The organism is Arenimonas maotaiensis (assembly GCF_014638745.1).
GTDB classification, from domain to species: Bacteria; Pseudomonadota; Gammaproteobacteria; order Xanthomonadales; family Xanthomonadaceae; genus Arenimonas; species Arenimonas maotaiensis.
Genome location: NZ_BMFO01000002.1, coordinates 455,558 through 472,488, shown reverse-complemented (window position 1 = coordinate 472,488; position 16,931 = coordinate 455,558). Strand labels below are relative to the sequence as shown.

18 protein-coding genes and 1 tRNA gene are annotated in these 16,931 nt (G+C 66.1%); 4 read left to right on the top strand and 15 right to left on the bottom strand.

Annotation, left to right across the window (positions count from 1 at the left end; genetic code table 11):
• Window positions 1-75 precede the first annotated feature (75 nt).
• The gene (locus IEV56_RS06315; protein WP_188448909.1) at window positions 76-552 is read left to right on the top strand and encodes an Lrp/AsnC family transcriptional regulator; all 477 of its coding nucleotides are present in this window, start codon (window positions 76-78) and stop codon (window positions 550-552) included.
• On the opposite strand, the gene IEV56_RS06310 is transcribed toward IEV56_RS06315, so the two are convergent.
• From IEV56_RS06310 to ffh, 6 genes are all read right to left on the bottom strand, one after another.
• Entirely contained in the window at window positions 553-960 is a 408-nt protein-coding gene (locus IEV56_RS06310; protein ID WP_188448907.1) for an RNA-binding S4 domain-containing protein, read from the bottom strand.
• A 59-nt stretch (window positions 961-1,019) separates the two neighbouring features.
• A complete protein-coding gene (rplS, locus tag IEV56_RS06305) occupies window positions 1,020-1,379 on the bottom strand; it encodes a 50S ribosomal protein L19 (RefSeq protein WP_188448905.1) in 360 nt (119 codons plus the stop codon).
• An 82-nt stretch (window positions 1,380-1,461) separates the two neighbouring features.
• Window positions 1,462-2,229 (bottom strand): tRNA (guanosine(37)-N1)-methyltransferase TrmD, encoded by a 768-nt coding sequence (gene trmD / locus IEV56_RS06300; RefSeq protein ID WP_188448903.1) that lies wholly within the window; start codon window positions 2,227-2,229, stop codon window positions 1,462-1,464.
• Complete coding sequence (gene rimM / locus IEV56_RS06295; RefSeq protein ID WP_188448901.1) at window positions 2,229-2,735, bottom strand: ribosome maturation factor RimM; 507 nt, start codon at window positions 2,733-2,735, stop codon at window positions 2,229-2,231. Before rimM ends, trmD begins: the two co-directional genes overlap by 1 nt.
• Before the next feature lie 34 nt (window positions 2,736-2,769).
• On the bottom strand, window positions 2,770-3,024 hold the full coding sequence (gene rpsP, locus IEV56_RS06290; protein ID WP_188448899.1) for a 30S ribosomal protein S16: 255 nt from the start codon (window positions 3,022-3,024) through the stop codon (window positions 2,770-2,772).
• 101 nt (window positions 3,025-3,125) lie between these two features.
• Entirely contained in the window at window positions 3,126-4,496 is a 1,371-nt protein-coding gene (ffh, locus tag IEV56_RS06285) for a signal recognition particle protein (RefSeq protein WP_188448897.1), read from the bottom strand.
• Between the two features lie 98 nt (window positions 4,497-4,594).
• Here ffh and IEV56_RS06280 point away from each other — a divergent pair, with 98 nt between their 5' ends.
• Complete coding sequence (locus IEV56_RS06280; RefSeq protein ID WP_188448895.1) at window positions 4,595-5,386, top strand: cytochrome C assembly family protein; 792 nt, start codon at window positions 4,595-4,597, stop codon at window positions 5,384-5,386.
• A gap of 212 nt (window positions 5,387-5,598) precedes the next feature.
• Window positions 5,599-5,982, top strand: a complete 384-nt coding sequence (locus tag IEV56_RS06275; RefSeq protein ID WP_188448893.1) for an HNH endonuclease — start codon at window positions 5,599-5,601, stop codon at window positions 5,980-5,982.
• Here IEV56_RS06275 and radA read toward each other — a convergent pair.
• From radA to murJ, 8 genes are all read right to left on the bottom strand, one after another.
• A complete protein-coding gene (gene radA / locus IEV56_RS06270) occupies window positions 5,979-7,367 on the bottom strand; it encodes a DNA repair protein RadA (RefSeq protein ID WP_188448891.1) in 1,389 nt (462 codons plus the stop codon). The two genes, IEV56_RS06275 and radA, sit on opposite strands and share 4 nt — an antisense overlap.
• A gap of 7 nt (window positions 7,368-7,374) precedes the next feature.
• Window positions 7,375-8,295, bottom strand: coding sequence for a DUF808 domain-containing protein (locus IEV56_RS06265; RefSeq protein WP_188448889.1), 921 nt, complete (start codon window positions 8,293-8,295; stop codon window positions 7,375-7,377).
• Window positions 8,296-8,371: 76 nt separating this feature from the next.
• Window positions 8,372-8,447, bottom strand: a tRNA-Thr gene (locus tag IEV56_RS06260).
• A 44-nt stretch (window positions 8,448-8,491) separates the two neighbouring features.
• Complete coding sequence (ispH, locus tag IEV56_RS06255) at window positions 8,492-9,442, bottom strand: 4-hydroxy-3-methylbut-2-enyl diphosphate reductase (RefSeq protein WP_188448887.1); 951 nt, start codon at window positions 9,440-9,442, stop codon at window positions 8,492-8,494.
• Window positions 9,439-9,933 (bottom strand): signal peptidase II, encoded by a 495-nt coding sequence (gene lspA, locus IEV56_RS06250; RefSeq protein WP_188448885.1) that lies wholly within the window; start codon window positions 9,931-9,933, stop codon window positions 9,439-9,441. Before lspA ends, ispH begins: the two co-directional genes overlap by 4 nt.
• The gene (gene ileS / locus IEV56_RS06245) at window positions 9,933-12,704 is read right to left on the bottom strand and encodes an isoleucine--tRNA ligase (RefSeq protein ID WP_229730212.1); all 2,772 of its coding nucleotides are present in this window, start codon (window positions 12,702-12,704) and stop codon (window positions 9,933-9,935) included. Before ileS ends, lspA begins: the two co-directional genes overlap by 1 nt.
• 62 nt (window positions 12,705-12,766) lie before the next feature.
• Window positions 12,767-13,717, bottom strand: coding sequence for a bifunctional riboflavin kinase/FAD synthetase (locus IEV56_RS06240; protein WP_188448881.1), 951 nt, complete (start codon window positions 13,715-13,717; stop codon window positions 12,767-12,769).
• Window positions 13,718-13,745: 28 nt separating this feature from the next.
• Entirely contained in the window at window positions 13,746-15,371 is a 1,626-nt protein-coding gene (gene murJ / locus IEV56_RS06235; RefSeq protein ID WP_188448879.1) for a murein biosynthesis integral membrane protein MurJ, read from the bottom strand.
• 50 nt (window positions 15,372-15,421) lie between these two features.
• Between murJ and rpsT the strand changes: the two genes are divergently transcribed.
• Window positions 15,422-15,691, top strand: a complete 270-nt coding sequence (gene rpsT, locus IEV56_RS06230) for a 30S ribosomal protein S20 (RefSeq protein ID WP_188448878.1) — start codon at window positions 15,422-15,424, stop codon at window positions 15,689-15,691.
• Window positions 15,692-15,806: 115 nt separating this feature from the next.
• On the opposite strand, the gene cgtA is transcribed toward rpsT, so the two are convergent.
• Window positions 15,807-16,874 carry an Obg family GTPase CgtA gene (gene cgtA, locus IEV56_RS06225; RefSeq protein WP_188448876.1) on the bottom strand — a complete coding sequence of 356 codons (1,068 nt, stop codon included), beginning with the start codon at window positions 16,872-16,874 and terminating at the stop codon, window positions 15,807-15,809.
• Between the last annotated feature and the right edge of the window lie 57 nt (window positions 16,875-16,931).

Sequence of the window (16,931 nt, the reverse complement as noted above, 5' to 3'; positions counted from 1 at the left end):
TCAAAGCCCCGATGATGCCCAATCGTTGTCTTAGATAGCTATAATCCGAAGATTATTTCGCCAAAAGGCCGGAAAATGGAACTTGACCGAATCGACCGCCGGATTCTGCGCCTGCTGCGGAACAATGCGCGGATGCCGAACAAGGATCTGGCCGAACGTGCGCAGATCGCGCCGTCGACCGCGCTCGAGCGCGTACGCAAGCTGCATGAAGCGAAAGTGATCCTCGGCTACCACGCCGAAGTGGCGCCCCTGGCCATCGGCATCGGTCTGCAGGCGATGGTGGCGATCCGCATGACCCGGCATTCGCGCGATTCGCTGGAAGCCTTCCAAGCGCACCTGCGGCAGTTGCCGGAAGTGCTGGCGTTCTACCACGTGGCCGGCAAGGACGATTTTCTGGTGCACGTGGGCGTACGCGACACCCGCCATCTGCGCGACTTCGAATTGGCGGCGTTCACCCAACGCGAGGAAGTGGCGCATATCGAGACGCACCTGATCTTCGAGTTCCGGCGCAATCCGGAATTGCCGATCTATGCCGGCGGCGAGGCGGACTGATCAGAGCGCGTCGAGGTCGCCGAGCGCCTGGATCAGGCGGCGGGCGCGTTTATCGGGCTTGCTTTGCGGCGGCCGGTAGCCGGCGTTGGCCAGGCGCTTGAGCTCGCGTTCGCTTTCGCGCTTCAGGCGCGAGGCTTCGGATTCGGCATACAACGCCTGCGCCACCGGCGCCGGGCCACGCTGCTCGCTCAGCCCGCGCACGGTGATCTCGTACAGTTCATTGGCGCGCGTCACGCTCAGCGCGTCGCCGACGCGCAGCATGCGCGAAGGCTTGATGGCCTGGCCGCCGACCTGCACCTTGCCGCCGGCCAGCGCCTGCTTGGCCAGGCTTCGGGTCTTGAAGAAGCGCGCGGCCCACAACCAGATGTCGGCGCGGACTTCGCTGAGGGTTTCGCTTTCGGTGTTCATCGGGCTCTAAACGCGAACGGCCGCAGAAGCGGCCGTTGGCGGAATCTCGGGAAGAAAGCTTAGGCTTTTTTGCCGTAACTGAGGTCTTCCTTGATGCGGGCTTTCTTGCCTTCCAGGTCGCGCAGGTAGTACAGCTTGCCCTGGCGCACATCGCCGCGGCGCTTGACGGTGACCGAGTCGATGGCGGCGCTGTGGGTCTGGAACACGCGCTCGACGCCGAAGCCGTGCGAGATCTTGCGCACGGTGAAGGCCGAGTTCAGGCCGCGGCTCTTGATCGCGATGACCACGCCTTCGTAGGCTTGCACGCGCTCACGGTTGCCTTCCTTGACCTTGACGTTGACCACGACGGTGTCGCCGGGGCCGAATTCAGGCAGCTGGCGGGTGATTTGTTCGGCTTCGAATTTTTGCAGGAGGTTCATAGGACACCACGATTCTGTCGTTCTTGGGGACGCCTCTCGGCGTGTTTAGCCGCTCATTATAGCGTGGAAGTTCGGGATTTGACTAGGGGTTTCCGGCTTTTTCCGGCAAATCGGCGGCCTGTTCAGCTTGGAACTCGGCCAGCAGGGCAAGGTCGGCCTTGGACAGCTCGGCCAAGGCCAGCAAATCCGGGCGTTTCAGCCAGGTTTGGCCCAGGCTTTGCTTGCGCCGCCAGCGGGCGATCAGGGCGTGGTTGCCGGACAGCAGTTCGGCCGGCACGCCATCGGTGCCCAGGGACTCGGAGCGGGTGTAATGCGGGCAATCCAGCAGACCGTCCTCGAAGCTGTCTTGCGTGGCGGAATCGGCGTCGTTCAGCACGCCGTCCAACAGCCGGACCACGGCGTCGATCACCGTCGCGGCCGGCAGCTCGCCGCCGGACAGTACGAAATCGCCGATCGAGATTTCTTCATCCACTTGGGCGTCGAGAAAGCGCTGGTCGACGCCCTCGTAGCGGCCGGCCAACAGGATCAGGCGTGGCAAGGCCGCCAACTCGCGGGCCTTGGCCTGGGTGAACGGCCGGCCCTGCGGGCTCAGGTAGATCACCCGCGCCGGCGCGGCATCCGCGGCGCGCGCCGCCTGCAGGCATTCCTGCAGCGGGTCGACCATCATCACCATGCCCGGTCCGCCGCCGAACGGGCGTTCGTCGATGCGGCGGTAGTTATCGTGGGTGAAATCGCGCGGGTTCCAGACCTCCAGCCGCGCCAGGCCGCGCTCGAACGCGCGCCCGACCACGCCGATCTGCAGGCATTGGCGGAACGATTCGGGAAACAGGGTGATGACGTCGAAACGCATCAGAAATCGGCGTCCCAGTCGACCACGATCTCGCCGGCGTCGAGGTCGACCGAATCGACGAAGCGCTCGAGCAGGAACGGAATCAGACGCTCGCGCTCGCCCTGCACCACCATCACCGGGTTGCCGGGGGTCTCGAACAGGTGCGAAACGGTGCCGAACTCGACGCCCTCGCGGTTGCGCACGCGCAGGCCCTCGAGGTCGATCCAGTAGTATTCGCCCGGCTTGGACGGCGGCAACTGGCTGCGGACGATCCACAACTCGGCGCCGTGCAGGGCCTGGGCCGCGTCGCGGTCGGCGATGTCGGGCAGGCGCACCACCAGGCCCTTGGCGGTCACCCGCCCCTTCAGCTGCTTGATGACGCGCTCGCTGCCGTTATGGCTGAGGATAATCGGCCGGTATTTCAGCAACTGGCTTTCCGGATCGGCGAAGCTCTGGCACTTCATCTCGCCGGACACACCAAAAGCGCCGAGCATCCTGCCGATGAGGATGCGGCGCTCCGGAGTCATGTCGGATCCTCGCGTCATGGCCGCGAGGAAAGGCTCAGGCGGCGGCCTGGCTCGAGGCTTCCTTGACCAGCGCGCGGACCTTTTCGGTCAGCTGGGCGCCGTGGGAAACCCAATGGTTGACGCGTTCGGTGTTCAGCTCGAAGCGCTTCTCGTTGCCGCGCGCGACCGGGTTGTAGTAACCCACGCGCTCGATGGAGCGGCCGTCGCGCTTGTTGCGCTGATCGGTCACCACGATGTGGTAGAACGGGCTCTTCTTGGCGCCGCCGCGGGTCAGTCGGATCTTGACCATAAGTATTCTTTGCTCTGTAGTTCTGGGTGGAATCGGGGCCGCAAGGCCTCGGCTAGCCCGATATTATAGCCGCAATCGGGGCGCTTGGAAAGCCGGCCGGCTTAACGGCCGCCGAAGCCGCCGGGGAAGCCGCCCATCATGCCCTTCAGCCCGCGCATCATGCCCTTCATGCCCCCGCGCGACAGCTTGGACATCATCGACTCCATCTGCTGGTACTGCTTGAGCAGGCGGTTGACGTCGGCCGGGGTGGTGCCTGAGCCGCGGGCGATGCGGGCCCGACGCGAGCCGTTGAGCAAGCCCGGATTGCGCCGTTCGCGCGGGGTCATCGAGTTGATGATGGCGATCATGCGCGGCATTTCCTTGCCGGTGACCTGGTTTTTGACGTGGTCGGGGATCTGCGCCATGCCCGGCAGTTTGTCCATCAGGCCGGACAGGCCGCCCATGTTCTGCATCTGCACGAACTGCTCGCGCATGTCGTTCAGGTCGAATTTCTTGCCCTTGGCGACCTTTTCGGCCAGTTTCGCGGCTTTTTCATGGTCGACCTGCGATTGCACCTGCTCGACCAGGCTGAGCACGTCGCCCATGTCCAGGATGCGGCTGGCGGCGCGCTCGGGATGGAACACGTCCAAGCCGTCCGGCTTCTCGCCGACGCCGATGAACTTGATCGGCTGGCCGGTGATGTGGCGCACCGACAGCGCGGCGCCGCCGCGGGCGTCGCCGTCGGTCTTGGTCAGCACCACGCCGGTCAGCGGCAGCGCGTCGCTGAACGCCTTGGCGGTGTTGGCGGCGTCCTGGCCGGTCATGGCATCGACCACGAACAGGGTCTCGACCGGATTGACCGCGGCATGCAGTTGTTGGATCTCGGCCATCATCGCGGCGTCGATCGCCAGACGGCCGGCGGTGTCGACCAGCACCACGTCCATATAGGTCTTGCGCGCCTCGTCCAGGCAGGCGCGGGCGATGTCGACCGGCGACTGCTCGGCCCGGCTCGGGTAGAACACCACACCGACCTGCTTGGCCAGGGATTCCAGCTGGGCGATGGCGGCCGGACGGTGCACGTCGCAACTGACCACCATCACCTTCTTCTTGCGCTTTTCCTTGAGGAACTTGGCCAGCTTGCCGACCGTGGTGGTCTTGCCCGCGCCCTGCAGGCCGGCCATCAGGATCACCGCCGGCGCCGGCACGTTCAGGTTCAGCTCGACCGCCTGCGCGCCCATGACCGCGGCCAGCTCGTCGTGTACCACCTTCACCAAGGCCTGGCCCGGGGTCAGGCTGGTCAGCACTTCCTGGCCGACCGCGCGCGCTTTGATGCGCTCGATCAGCGCCATCACCACCGGCAACGCAACATCGGCCTCGAGCAACGCGATGCGGACCTCGCGCAGCGAGTCCTTGATGTTGTCTTCGGTCAGCCGGCCCTTGCCGCGCAGGCGCTGCAGGGTTCCGGACAGGCGTTGGGTCAGCGATTCGAACATGGGGCGATTCCTCGTTTCAGCCCGCCATTATACGCCCGCCGGCCGGACGCCGCCCCGGGCGTGGCGTGGCGCCGGCAATCTATGCCAAACTGTTGCGCATGACCGTCGAAACCGCCACCCTCGCCGCCCTGCTCGCCTACGGACTGTCCGCCCTGTTCTGGGTGCTGCGCCAGCGCACGGGGCTGCACGGCGGCATCCCCCAGGCCTTGGCCGCCGTCGCGCTGGTGGCGCACGGATGCGTGCAATTCCTGTACTGGCGCGAAAACGACGGCCCCGACCTGCATTTCTTCGCCGCCCTGTCGTGGGTGGCGCTGGCCATGGCCGCCATCACCGCGCTGCTGACCGCGCGCCGGCAGCTGTCGGCACTCGGCGTGCTGGTGTATCCGATCGCCGCGCTGTCGCTGCTGGCCAACGCCGCATGGGGCGTGCACCGCCCGAACCTGCTGGATTGGCGCCTGGAGCTGCACGCTGGCTTCGCGTTGCTGGCCTATGCCGCTCTGTCCATCGCCACTTTGCTGGCCGTGCTGTATTGGCTACAGGACCGCGCCCTGCGCCGCCGCCATCTGCAATCCTGGCTGGGCGCGCTGCCGCCGCTGGTGCAGACCGAACATCTGCTGTTCAAGACGCTCGGCGGCACTTGGCTGCTGATGAGCCTGACCTTGGTCAGCGGCGTGCTGTTCGTGCAGGACATGCTGGCGCAGAACCTGTGGCACAAGACGGTGCTGACCGCGCTGAGCTGGCTGGCACTTTCCGTGCTGTTGATCGGCCGAGTTCGCTACGGCTGGCGCGGCCGCCGCGCCGTGCATTGGACGCTGGGCGCCGCCACTCTGTTGGCGCTGGCGTTCTTCGGCTCGAAGTTCGTGTTGGAACTGTTGCTTCAGAAGAACTGACCAGCGCCCCTAAATTTGCATCTTTGCTTCAAATCCATCAATTAAGCCGGCGGCGACGCGCATTGACAATGCCGTGGATTTCGAAATAAATTACATCCCAGTTGCTTAGAGCAAGCCAACTTCTTCAGTAGAAGCGTTGGTCCAGTTGACTATTGGTCACTGGCTCCCGATTGAGTCGCGCTATGTGCGCTCAATCCAATATCGGAGCCCACATGACCAAACAAGCCAAACTCAAACGCGCTGCTTATCAAAGCCAAAATGGTCGCTGCCTATACTGCAAACAGCGAATCTGGCTCGAAAACCCTGATAAATTCGCTCGGGAATCTCAAATTACCTTGAGGCAAGCAATGGCCTTTTTATGCACGGCAGAGCACGTGCTACCCAAAAGCCTCGGAGGAAAAACCAATCGCGCCAATATCGCTGCAGCTTGCCAATGCTGCAATAAGCGAAGGGGAAACTTGAAAGACTCCGTGCAATTCTCCCAACATGTCAGAAGGCGTTGCAAGGCGGGGAAATGGCATAGTATTTTCCCGAAAGACGACGGCGACTTATATGTGGCCGAGTCAATTAACGGCCAACAGAATAGTCTTTGCTAAAACGCCGCCTGTAGCGCATCCATCAGCCGTTCCACGGCGATCACTTCCAAATCGCCGAACTGGCCGCGCTTGGGCGCGTTGGCCTTCGGCACGATGGCGCGCTTGAAGCCGTGCATGGCGGCTTCCTTCAGGCGCTCCTCGCCGTTCGGTACCGGGCGGATTTCGCCCGACAGCCCCACTTCGCCGAACGCCACGGTCTTTTCCGCCAGCGGGCGGTCCTTCAGCGAGGACAGCACCGCCAGCAGCGTGGGCAGATCGGCCGCGGTTTCCTGCACGCGGATGCCGCCGACCACGTTGACGAACACGTCCTGGTCGGAGACGCCGATGCCGCCATGCCGGTGCATGACCGCCAGCAGCATGGCCAGGCGGTTCTGCTCCAGACCGAGCGTGACCCGGCGCGGATTGCCGAGCGGGGATTGATCGACCAGCGCCTGCACTTCCACCAGCAGCGGCCGCGTACCCTCGCGGGTGACCAGCACCACCGAGCCCGGCGCGCTCTGGCTATGGCCGGACAGGAAGATGGCGGAGGGATTGGCGACTTCCTTCAGGCCCTTGTCGGCCATGGCGAACACGCCGAGTTCGTTGACCGCGCCGAAGCGGTTCTTGAACGCGCGCAGGATGCGGAAGCGCGAGCCGCTTTCGCCCTCGAAATACAGCACCGCGTCGACCATGTGCTCGAGCACGCGCGGGCCGGCGATGCCGCCCTCCTTGGTGACGTGGCCGACCAGGAACACCGAGGTGCCGGTCTCCTTGGCGTAGCGCACCAGACGCGCCGCGCATTCGCGCACCTGGCTGACCGAGCCCGGCGCGGCGGTGAGTTGTTCGCTCCACAGGGTCTGGATCGAATCGGCGACCAGGATGCGCGGCTTGGCCTGCTGGCAATGCGCCAGGATCTTTTCGACCGAGGTTTCTGCCAGCGCCTGCAGATGATCGAGCGCCAGTCCCAGCCGCTTGGCACGGCCGGCGACCTGCCCCAGGCTTTCCTCGCCGCTGATGTACAGCGCCTTCTGCGAGGCGGCCATCGCGGCCATGGCCTGCAGCAGCAGCGTGGATTTGCCGATGCCCGGATCGCCGCCGATCAACACCACCGAGCCTTCCACCAAACCGCCGCCGAGCACGCGGTCGAGCTCGTTCAGGCCGGTGTGCAGGCGCGTCTGGTTTTCATCGGAGACTTCCTTCAGCGCGGTGATGTGCGATTCGGCCGCACCGGCGTACCCGGTGCGCACCTGTTTGGCGCCGGCCGCGGCGCTCAGCACGATTTCAGACAGCGTGTTCCACTGCCCGCAATCGCCGCACTGCCCCTGCCATTGGCCGTAGGAAGCGCCGCACTCGTTGCAGACATAGGCGGATTTGGTCTTGCCGGCTTTGGATTTGCTCAGGGCCATAGGAATCTCAGTGGGCGGCGGCGCGTTTGCCGAAGACTCGACCGTACAGCGCGAGCAGCGCGACAACAACCAAACCCAGCAAGATGCCGAACAAGGCGTTCAGCAGCGACGGCAGCAGCCAGGCCAACGCCGGCACGGCTTGACCGGCGGCTTCCAATACATGATGCAGCAGCGACACGTTGTGGGTCAGGATGCCGCCGCCGACCAGGAACATGGCGGCGGTGCCGGCGACCGACAGGAACTTCATCAGCTTCGGCGCCAGCCACAGCAGGAAACGGCCCGCGCCGCGCACGGCGCCGGACGCGCGGGCATTGAGGTACAGACCGGCGTCGTCGAGCTTAACGATGCCCGCGACCAAGCCGTACACGCCGACCGTCATCAGCACGGCGATAGCCGACAGGGCACCGATCTGCACCGACAGCGATTTATCGGCCACGGCGCCGAGGCTGATCACGATGATCTCGGCCGACAGGATGAAGTCGGTGCGGACGGCGCCCTTGATCTTGTCCTTCTCGAACTGCACCAGATCCACGCTCGGATTACTGACCGCCTCGATCAGCGCCTGGCGCTGCGCATCGTCCTCATCCGGACGGTGCAGGAAGCGGTGCACCAACTTCTCGGCGCCCTCGAAACACAGGAACGCGCCGCCGAGCAGCAGCAGCGGCACGATCAGCCAGGGCACGAAGGCGCTGATCAGCAACGCCGCCGGCACCAGCACGAGTTTGTTGACGAAGGAGCCCTTGCACACCGCCCAGACAACCGGCAGTTCGCGGTCGGCGTTGACGCCGCTGACCTGGTTGGCGTTCAGCGCCAGGTCGTCGCCGAGCACGCCGGCGGTCTTCTTGGCGGCGACCTTGGTCATCACCGACACGTCGTCGAGCAAGGTGGCGATGTCGTCGATCAGGGCGAACAGGCTGGAGCCGGCCATGAGGATTCCGTACGGGAGCGATGCCGCTATTCTAAGCCCAGCGCGGACAAAAAACCCGCCGAAGCGGGTTTGGATGTGGTGCCGGAAAGAGGAATCGAACCTCCGACCTACGCATTACGAATGCGCCGCTCTACCGACTGAGCTATTCCGGCGTGACGCCAATTTTACGGGGTTTGCCGGTGCAAGGCAATGAAGCTCAGTCCACCAACTTGACGCGCAGCTCCTTGGGCAGGGCGAACACCATGTCCTCCGGCTCGCCGTCCAGCTCGCGCACGCCGTCGGCGCCGAGCGCCTGCAGGTGCGCGATGACGCCCTGCACCAGCACTTCCGGCGCGGACGCGCCGGCGGTGACGCCGATCCGCTGCGCGCCTTGCAGCCATTCGGGGCGGATGTCCTGCGCGCCGTCGATCAGGTAGGCGCGGGCGCCGTTGACCTCGGCCAGCTCGCGCAGGCGGTTGGAGTTGGAGCTGTTGACCGAACCGACCACGAACACCAGATCGCACTGGCTGGCCAGTTCGCGCACGGCGTCCTGGCGGTTCTGGGTGGCGTAGCAGATGTCGTCGTGGCGCGGACCCTGGATGTTCGGGAAACGGCGGCGCAGCACGGCGATGACGTCGCGGGTCTCGTCGACCGACAGCGTGGTCTGGGTGGTGAACGCGAAATGGTCCGGCTGGCTGACCTGCAGCGCCTCGGCGTCGGCCACGTTCTCGACCAGATAGATGTTGCCTTGCGCGCCCTGGCTCGACCACTGGCCCATGGTGCCCTCCACTTCCGGATGGCCGGCATGGCCGATCAGCACCACGTCGCGGCCAGCGCGGCAATGGCGGGTGACCTCGATATGCACCTTGGTCACCAGCGGACAGGTGGCGTCGAACACCTTCAGGCCGCGGGCTTCGGCTTCGCGGCGTACCGCCTGCGACACGCCATGCGCGCTGAAGATGACCGTGGCGCCGGCCGGCACCTCGTCCAGCTCCTCGACGAACACCGCGCCGCGCGCGCGCAGGTCATCGACCACGAAGCGGTTGTGCACCACTTCGTGGCGCACGTAGATCGGCGCACCCAGGGTTTCCAGCGCGCGGTTGACGATCTCGATGGCGCGGTCGACGCCGGCGCAGAAGCCGCGCGGATTGGCCAGGATGATGTTCATTCGGCTGTCTCCTTGCGTTGCGGCAACAGGCCGGTCAGCACCAGCAGCACCGCCGCCACCGAAATCGCGGCGTCGGCCAGATTGAATACCGGCCAGTGGAAATCGCGCCAGTACCAGTGCACGAAATCGACCACATAGCCGTAACGCACGCGGTCGATCAGGTTGCCGAGCGCGCCGCCGACGATCAGCGCCAACGGCAAGGCCGTGCGCCAATCGGCGCGCGCGGTCTTGGCCAGCATGTGCACGCAGAAACCGGAGATTACCACCGCCAGGCCGCTGAACAGCCACTGCTGCCAGCCGCCGGCGTCGGCCAGGAAGCTGAAGGCGGCGCCGGTGTTGTGCACCAGCGTCCAGTTCCAGAAGCCGGCCACCACCTCGACCGGCTCGCGGAAGCGCAACGCCGACAGCGCCCACTGCTTGCTCAGCCAATCGAGCGCGATGATCGCGGCCGACAGCCCGAGCCATGGCAAGGCGTTGGGTTTGGCGGCCATCAGAAGTACCTCCGGGTCTCGCCGGCGCCGCGCACGTTGTCGATGCAGCGGTCGCACAGCTCGGGGTCTTCGGCGTCCTTGCCCACGCTGTCGCGATAATGCCAGCAACGCACGCACTTGCCGTGCCCGGAGACCTCGGCGCGGACCTTGAACGGCACACCGTCGATGGCTACCGCATCGCCGCCGGCCTCAGCCAGCGGACGGATGGTCAAGCCCGAGGTGATGAACAGGAACCGGTATTCGTCGGCGATGCCGGGCTCGCCGGCCAGCGGCGCGTCATCGGCGTACACCGTGACCTCGGCCTGCAGCGCGGCACCGATGCGGCCGTCGGCGCGCATCGGCTCCAGCACCTTGCTGACCGCATCGCGCATCGACAGCAGTTGCGCCATGGCGTCGCCGTCGGCGTCCAGATACGCGCCATCCGGCGGCAACAGGGCGTCGATGGCGGCGTTGTCTTCCAGGAACACGCTCTCGGCCTTGGCGCCGGGGATGTGCTGCCAGATCTCCTCGGCGGTGAAGCTGAGGATCGGTGCCAACGCGCGCACCAGCACCTGCACGATGGCGTACACGGCCGACTGCGCCGAGCGCCGGCCGAGGCTGCCGGTCGGCATGGTGTACAGCCGGTCCTTGGTGACGTCGAGATACAGCGCGCCCATTTCGTTGGTGCAGAAGTTCTGCAGCATCGCCACCACGCGCGCGAAGTCGTAGTCGGCATAGGCCTGGGCCACGCGCTCATGCAGCTGGCGCGCCTTGGCCATGGCCCAGCGGTCGAGCAGCAGGCAGTCGCCGGCGGCCACGCGGTGCGCGGCCGGATCGAAGCCGTCCAAATTACCGAGCAGGAAGCGCGCGGTGTTGCGGATGCGGCGGTAGGAATCGGCGCTGCGCTTGAGGATGTCGTCGGACACCGACATCTCGTTGCGGTAGTCGGTGCTGGCGATCCACAGGCGCAGCACGTCGGCGCCGAGCGCGTCGATCACCTTCTGCGGCTCGACTACGTTGCCAACCGACTTCGACATCTTGCGGCCCTGGGCGTCGACGGTGAAGCCGTGCGTCAGCACCTGCCGGTAAGGCGCCGCACCGTCCATCGCCACGCCGGTCAGCAACGAGCTCTGGAACCAGCCGCGGTGCTGGTCCGAACCTTCCAGATAGAGATCGGCCGGTTTGGCCAAGCCGTCTTCCGGACGCGCGGCCAACACCGCCTGATGGGTCACGCCGGAATCGAACCAGACGTCGAGGATGTCGGTGATCTTGTCGTACTTCGCGGCATCCGCGCCGAGCAGCGTTTCCGGCTCGAGTCCGAACCAGGCGTCGATGCCGCGTTCGGCGACCAGATCGGCCGCTTTGCGCATCAGCGCCACCGAATCGGGATGCGGCTCGCCGCTGAGTTTGTCGACGAACAGCGCGATCGGCACGCCCCAGGTGCGCTGGCGCGAGATGCACCAGTCCGGGCGGCCGTCGATCATGCCCTTGATGCGGGCCTGGCCCCAATCGGGAATCCAGCGCACGCCGTCGATGGCCTTCAGCGCGTCATCGCGCAGGCCGGCCTGCTGCATCGAGATGAACCACTGCGGCGTGGCGCGGAACGCCACCGGCGTCTTGTGCCGCCAGCAGTGCGGGTAGCTGTGGCTCAGTTTCGAGGACGCCAGCAGCACGCCGCGTTCGCGCAGCAGCTCGACGATGGCGTCGTTGGCCTTCCAGATGTGCTGGCCCGCGAACAGTTCGGTGTTCGGCAGGTACACGCCCTTGCCGTCGACCGGGTTGACCGTTTCGATGCCGTATTTCTGGCCGACCGCGAAGTCTTCCTGGCCGTGGCCGGGCGCGGTGTGCACGGCGCCGGTGCCGGCGTCGGTGGTGACGTGCTCGCCGAGGATCACCGGCACGCGGCGCGCGTAGAACGGATGCTGCAGCATCTGGTGTTCCAGCGCGGCGCCGGGCGCGCGGCCGAGGATCTCGACGGATTCCACGCCGTAGCGCTGCAGGGCCGACTCGGCCAGCGCCTCGGCCAGCACCAGCAGACCCTGCGGCCCGCGCACCAGCACGTACTCGAGCTCCGGACCGAGGGTAACGGCCATGCTGGCCGGCAGTGTCCAGGGCGTGGTGGTCCAGATCGGCACTGCGACCGGTTCGGCGGAGTCGACGCCGAAGGCCTTGGCCACCGCCTCCGGATCGACCGCGGCATAGGCCACATCGACCGTCGGCGAGGTCTTGTCGGCGTATTCGATCTCGGCCTCGGCCAAGGCCGAACCGCAGTCGAAGCACCAGTGCACCGGCTTCACGCCGCGCGCCAGATGGCCGCGTTCGACGATCTTGGCCAAGGCGCGCAGCATCTCGGCCTCGAAGGCGAAATCCATGGTGCGGTACGGTTTATCCCACGCGCCCAGCACGCCCAGGCGCTGGAAGTCGCGCGACTGGCCGGCGATCTGCTCGGCGGCGTATTCGCGGCATTTCTCGCGGAACTGGGTGGCGTCGAGCTTGACGCCGACTTTGCCGAACTTCTTCTCCACCGCCAGCTCGATCGGCAGGCCGTGGCAGTCCCAACCCGGCACGTACGGCGCGTCGAAGCCGGCCATCAACTTGGACTTGACCACGATGTCCTTGAGCACCTTGTTGACCGCGTGCCCGATGTGGATGCTGCCGTTGGCGTACGGCGGGCCGTCGTGCAGGATGAACGCCGGCTTGCCGGCGTTGCGGGCGCGCACCTTGGCGTACAGGCCGTCGCGTTGCCAACCAGCCAGCGTGCCCGGTTCGCGCTTGGGAAGGTCGCCGCGCATGGCGAACGCCGTTTCCGGCAGGTTGATGGTGCCCTTGTAGTCTTTTCCGTTTTCCGGCGCGCTCACGCACACTCTCCCTGGGTTGTGCGCGCCAGCACGGCGCGCGCGTGTTCGGCATCCCGATGCATCTGGGCGACCAGCGCATCGAGGCCATCGAATTTTTCCTCGTCCCGCAGCTTGCGCACGAACTCCACGCGCAGGCATTTGCCGTACAGGTCGCCGTCGAAGTCGAACAGGTGCGCCTCCAGCAGCGGTTCGCGCCCGTTCACCGTCGGCCGGGTGCCGAGGCTGGACACGCCCGGCATCGGCGCATCGCCGACGCCGTGGATCCAGGTCGCGTAGATGCCCATCAGCGCCGGCTTGCGGCCCTGCAGGCGGATGTTGGCGGTCGGGTAGCCGAGCGTTCGGCCCAACTGCTGGCCGCGCACCACCTTGCCCTCGATGCAGTACGGCGCGCCGAGTTTTTCATGCGCCGCGTCCAGGCGGCCGGCCTGCAGGTCGGCGCGGACCAGCGAACTGGAAATGCGTTCGCCGCCGTGCACCTGCGGCTCGACGCCGCGCGCTTCGAAGCCATGGTCCGCGCCGGCGCGTTGCAGCATCGCCAGATCGCCGCGGCGGCCCTTGCCAAAGAAGAAGTCCGGGCCGACCAGCACATGCTGGGCCTGCAGGCGCTTGACCAGCAGCTCGGCGATGAAATCCTCGGCCGAGGTGTCGGCCATGGCCTGATTGAAGCGCAGCAAGCCGACGGCGTCGGCGCCGAGCGCGCGCAGGCGGCGGAATTTCTGCCGGGCGCGGATCAGGCGCGGCGGCGGATTATCGCGACCGAAGAACTCGCGCGGCAAAGGCTCGAAGCTGAGCACCACCAGCTCGAGGTCCTCGGCGTCAGCCAAGGCGCGCGCTTCCGCCAACAGATGCTGATGGCCGCGATGCAGGCCATCGAAGGCACCGATGCAGACCACGCTGCCGCCCGGGCAGACGGTCGGCCCTGAGAAATCCCGGAATAAGACGGTCATAGACCTTGAATTATAGCGGTTCCCGGGCTCAAACTTCACGCAAATGGCGCAATCGCAGGCCGAAGGCCGCATGCACCGCGCCATAGGCCGCGCCGCCGGCGGCGACCGCGGCCATCAGCCAGGCCAGCCGTTGCCACCAGACCAAGGCGCCCCAGTCGCCGACCCAGAGCCGGATCGGCAACACCACGGCCACCATCACCGCGCAGGCCAAGGCGATGCGCCACAGCCAGGCTGACCAGCCGGCCTCGCCGCGGTACAGGCCCTCGCGTCGCAACAGCAGCAACAGCACGACGGCGTTGAAGATGCCGGCCAAGGCGGTGGCGAAAGCGATGCCGATATGGCCGTAGGCCGAACCGGACAGGCGCAAAACAGTGACGAAGACCGAAATCAGCACGACGTTGACCAGCACCGTCCAGACCGCCACCTTCATCGGCGTGCGCGTGTCCTGGCGGGCATAGAACGCCGGCAGCAGCACTTTCGACAGCATGAACGCCGGGATGCCGACGCTCATCGCCGAGACCGCCGCGGCCACCATGCGGGTGTCGGCGGCGGTGAACTTGTGGTACTGGAACAGCGTGGCGCACAACGGTTCGGCCAAGGCCACCAGGCCGACCGCGGCCGGGATGCCGACCAGGCAGACCATCTTCATGCCCCAATCGAGCGCATGGTTGTAGCCCTCGCGGTTCTCGGCCGCATGCTGGCGGGAGAGATGCGGCAGGATCACGGTGCCGATGGCGACGCCGAACAGGCCAAGCGGGAACTCCGTCAGGCGGTCCGAGTAGTACAGCCAGCTCTGCGCGTTGGCCACCAGCGCCGAGGCGAACACGGTGCCGACCAACAGGTTCAGCTGCGCCACCGAGGACGAGAAGATGGTCGGCAGCATCAGGCCGAACACCCGCCGCACGCCGGGATGGCGGACGTCGAGCTTGAGCTTCGGCCGCACCCCGAAGCGCGCCAGCGCCGGCCACATCACGCAGAACTGCAGCAGACCGGCCAAGAACACGCCCCAGGCCAAGGCATAGGCCGGCACCTCGAAATAGCGCGCCAGCACCAGCATGGCCAGGATGATGGCCAGGTTGTGCAGCACCGGAATGAAGGCCGGCAGGCCGAAATGGCGCAGGCTGTTCATCACCGAGCCGGCCAGCGCCACCATCGAGATGAAAGCCAGGTACGGGAAGGTGATGCGCATCATCGAAGCGGTCAGGGTCACCAGCTCCGAATCCTGCTCGGCCATCAGCAGGAACAGCCGCGCCAGCCAGGGCGACAGCGCGATGCCCAGGGCGGTCACCAACAGCACGGCCGCCAGCAGCGCGCCGGCGATATGGTCGAGGAAGTCCTGGATGGCGGCCTCGTCGCCCTTTTCGCGCAGTTCCGACAGCACTGGCACGAAAGCCGAGGAGAACGAGCCCTCGGCGAAGATCCGGCGCAGGTAGTTGGGAATCCGGTAGGCCACCACGAACGCGCTGACCGCCGCCCCGGTGCCGAACAGGCTGGCCTGCAGCATGTCCCGGACGAAGCCGGCGATGCGCGACAGGAAGGTCATCGCGCCGAAAACGGCGGTGGAGCGCAGTAACCCGTGTTTTGCCACCCGTTCCACCCGTTGCTGAATGCCTGGACAGCGGACATTATTGACGCATCGCGGATTTTCTGCCATAATTTTCAGCCTTTAGTGCTACTTTCCACCCCGTATTTCAGGAGCCCGCTGTGGCCAATATCAAATCCGCCAAAAAACGCGCCAAGCAGACCCTCGTCCGTAACGCGCGCAACACCAGCCACCGTTCGATGCTGCGCACCCTGGTCAAGAAGGTCGTCAAGGCCCTGGAAACCAAGGATGTCGCCGCCGCCGAAGCCGCGTACGTCAGCGCCGTGCCGGTTCTGGACCGCTACTCCTCGCGTGGCCTGATCCACAAGAACAAGGCCGCCCGCCACAAGAGCCGCCTGAGCGCGCACATCAAGGCCCTGAAATCGGCCTGATGCCCGCTTGACGCGCTGAAAAAACCGGCCTCGGCCGGTTTTTTTGTGTCCGTCCGGCAAGGGGATGAAAAAAGCGGCCCGTGGGCCGCTTTCGTCATGCGTTGCGGAATCCGGCTCAAAGACCCATCTTGCCGCGTTCGGCCACGTCTTCCGCCGCTTCCAGCGCGGCCTGCTTCTGGTCGTCGAAGAACTGCTGGATCTTCAGCATGATCGGCCAGGTGCCCTCGCGGCCGATGGCCGAGACCGTGAACCAGGGTTCTTTCCAGTCCAAGGCCTTGATGATCGCCTCGGCACGCGCAGTGCGTTCGTCGTCGTCCAGCAGATCGCCTTTGTTCAGCACCAGCCAGCGCGGCTTGTCCAGCATGTCGGGATCGTACTTGCGCAGCTCGTCCTCGATGGCGCGGACCTGCTGCGCCGGGTCGATGGACTCGTCGAACGGCGCCATGTCGACCAGATGCAGCAGCAGGCGGGTGCGCTGCACGTGGCGCAGGAACAGGCTGCCCAGGCCGGCGCCGTCGGCGGCGCCCTCGATCAGGCCGGGGATGTCGGCGATCACGAAGCTGCGCGCGACTTCGACGCTGACCACGCCCAGGTTCGGGTGCAGGGTGGTGAACGGATAGTCGGCCACTTTCGGGGTGGCGGCCGAGACCGCGCGGATGAACGTGCTCTTGCCGGCGTTCGGGAAGCCGAGCAGGCCGACATCGGCCAGCAGCTTCATCTCCAGCCGGATTTCGCGCTCTTCGCCCGGGGTGCCGGTGCCGGCCTTGCGCGGCGCCCGGTTGACCGAACTCTTGTAGTGCACGTTGCCCTTGCCGCCCTCGCCGCCCTGCGCCACCAGCAGGCGCGCGCCGTGCTCGGTCAGGTCGCCGATGATCTCGTCGGTGGCGACGTTGATCACCTCGGTGCCGACCGGCACCTTGATGGTGATGTCCTCGCCGGCCTTGCCGAACATCTGCCGGCCCATGCCGTTCTGGCCGCGTTGGGCCTTGAAGTAGCGTTCATGGCGGAAATCGACCAGGGTGTTCAGGTTCTCGTCGGCCTGCAGCCAGACGCTGCCGCCGTCGCCGCCGTCGCCGCCGTCCGGGCCGCCGAGCGGAATGAACTTCTCGCGGCGGAAGCTGATGCAGCCGTTGCCGCCGTTGCCGGCCGTGACGGTGATGACCGCTTCGTCAACGAATTTCATGTCGGTTCTCCTGGAACAGTGGCGTCAATGAAAAACCCCGCCGCGGCGGGGTTTCTC

Coding starts and splice junctions, on each gene's coding strand:
- IEV56_RS06315 (WP_188448909.1), top strand. CDS start 76: ATGGAACTTGACCGAATCGACCGCCGGATTCTGCGCCTGCTGCGGAAC.
- IEV56_RS06310 (WP_188448907.1), bottom strand. CDS start 960: ATGAACACCGAAAGCGAAACCCTCAGCGAAGTCCGCGCCGACATCTGG.
- rplS (WP_188448905.1), bottom strand. CDS start 1,379: ATGAACCTCCTGCAAAAATTCGAAGCCGAACAAATCACCCGCCAGCTG.
- trmD (WP_188448903.1), bottom strand. CDS start 2,229: ATGCGTTTCGACGTCATCACCCTGTTTCCCGAATCGTTCCGCCAATGC.
- rimM (WP_188448901.1), bottom strand. CDS start 2,735: ATGACTCCGGAGCGCCGCATCCTCATCGGCAGGATGCTCGGCGCTTTT.
- rpsP (WP_188448899.1), bottom strand. CDS start 3,024: ATGGTCAAGATCCGACTGACCCGCGGCGGCGCCAAGAAGAGCCCGTTC.
- ffh (WP_188448897.1), bottom strand. CDS start 4,496: ATGTTCGAATCGCTGACCCAACGCCTGTCCGGAACCCTGCAGCGCCTG.
- IEV56_RS06280 (WP_188448895.1), top strand. CDS start 4,595: ATGACCGTCGAAACCGCCACCCTCGCCGCCCTGCTCGCCTACGGACTG.
- IEV56_RS06275 (WP_188448893.1), top strand. CDS start 5,599: ATGACCAAACAAGCCAAACTCAAACGCGCTGCTTATCAAAGCCAAAAT.
- radA (WP_188448891.1), bottom strand. CDS start 7,367: ATGGCCCTGAGCAAATCCAAAGCCGGCAAGACCAAATCCGCCTATGTC.
- IEV56_RS06265 (WP_188448889.1), bottom strand. CDS start 8,295: ATGGCCGGCTCCAGCCTGTTCGCCCTGATCGACGACATCGCCACCTTG.
- ispH (WP_188448887.1), bottom strand. CDS start 9,442: ATGAACATCATCCTGGCCAATCCGCGCGGCTTCTGCGCCGGCGTCGAC.
- lspA (WP_188448885.1), bottom strand. CDS start 9,933: ATGGCCGCCAAACCCAACGCCTTGCCATGGCTCGGGCTGTCGGCCGCG.
- ileS (WP_229730212.1), bottom strand. CDS start 12,704: ATGCGCGGCGACCTTCCCAAGCGCGAACCGGGCACGCTGGCTGGTTGG.
- IEV56_RS06240 (WP_188448881.1), bottom strand. CDS start 13,717: ATGACCGTCTTATTCCGGGATTTCTCAGGGCCGACCGTCTGCCCGGGC.
- murJ (WP_188448879.1), bottom strand. CDS start 15,371: ATGGCAGAAAATCCGCGATGCGTCAATAATGTCCGCTGTCCAGGCATT.
- cgtA (WP_188448876.1), bottom strand. CDS start 16,874: ATGAAATTCGTTGACGAAGCGGTCATCACCGTCACGGCCGGCAACGGC.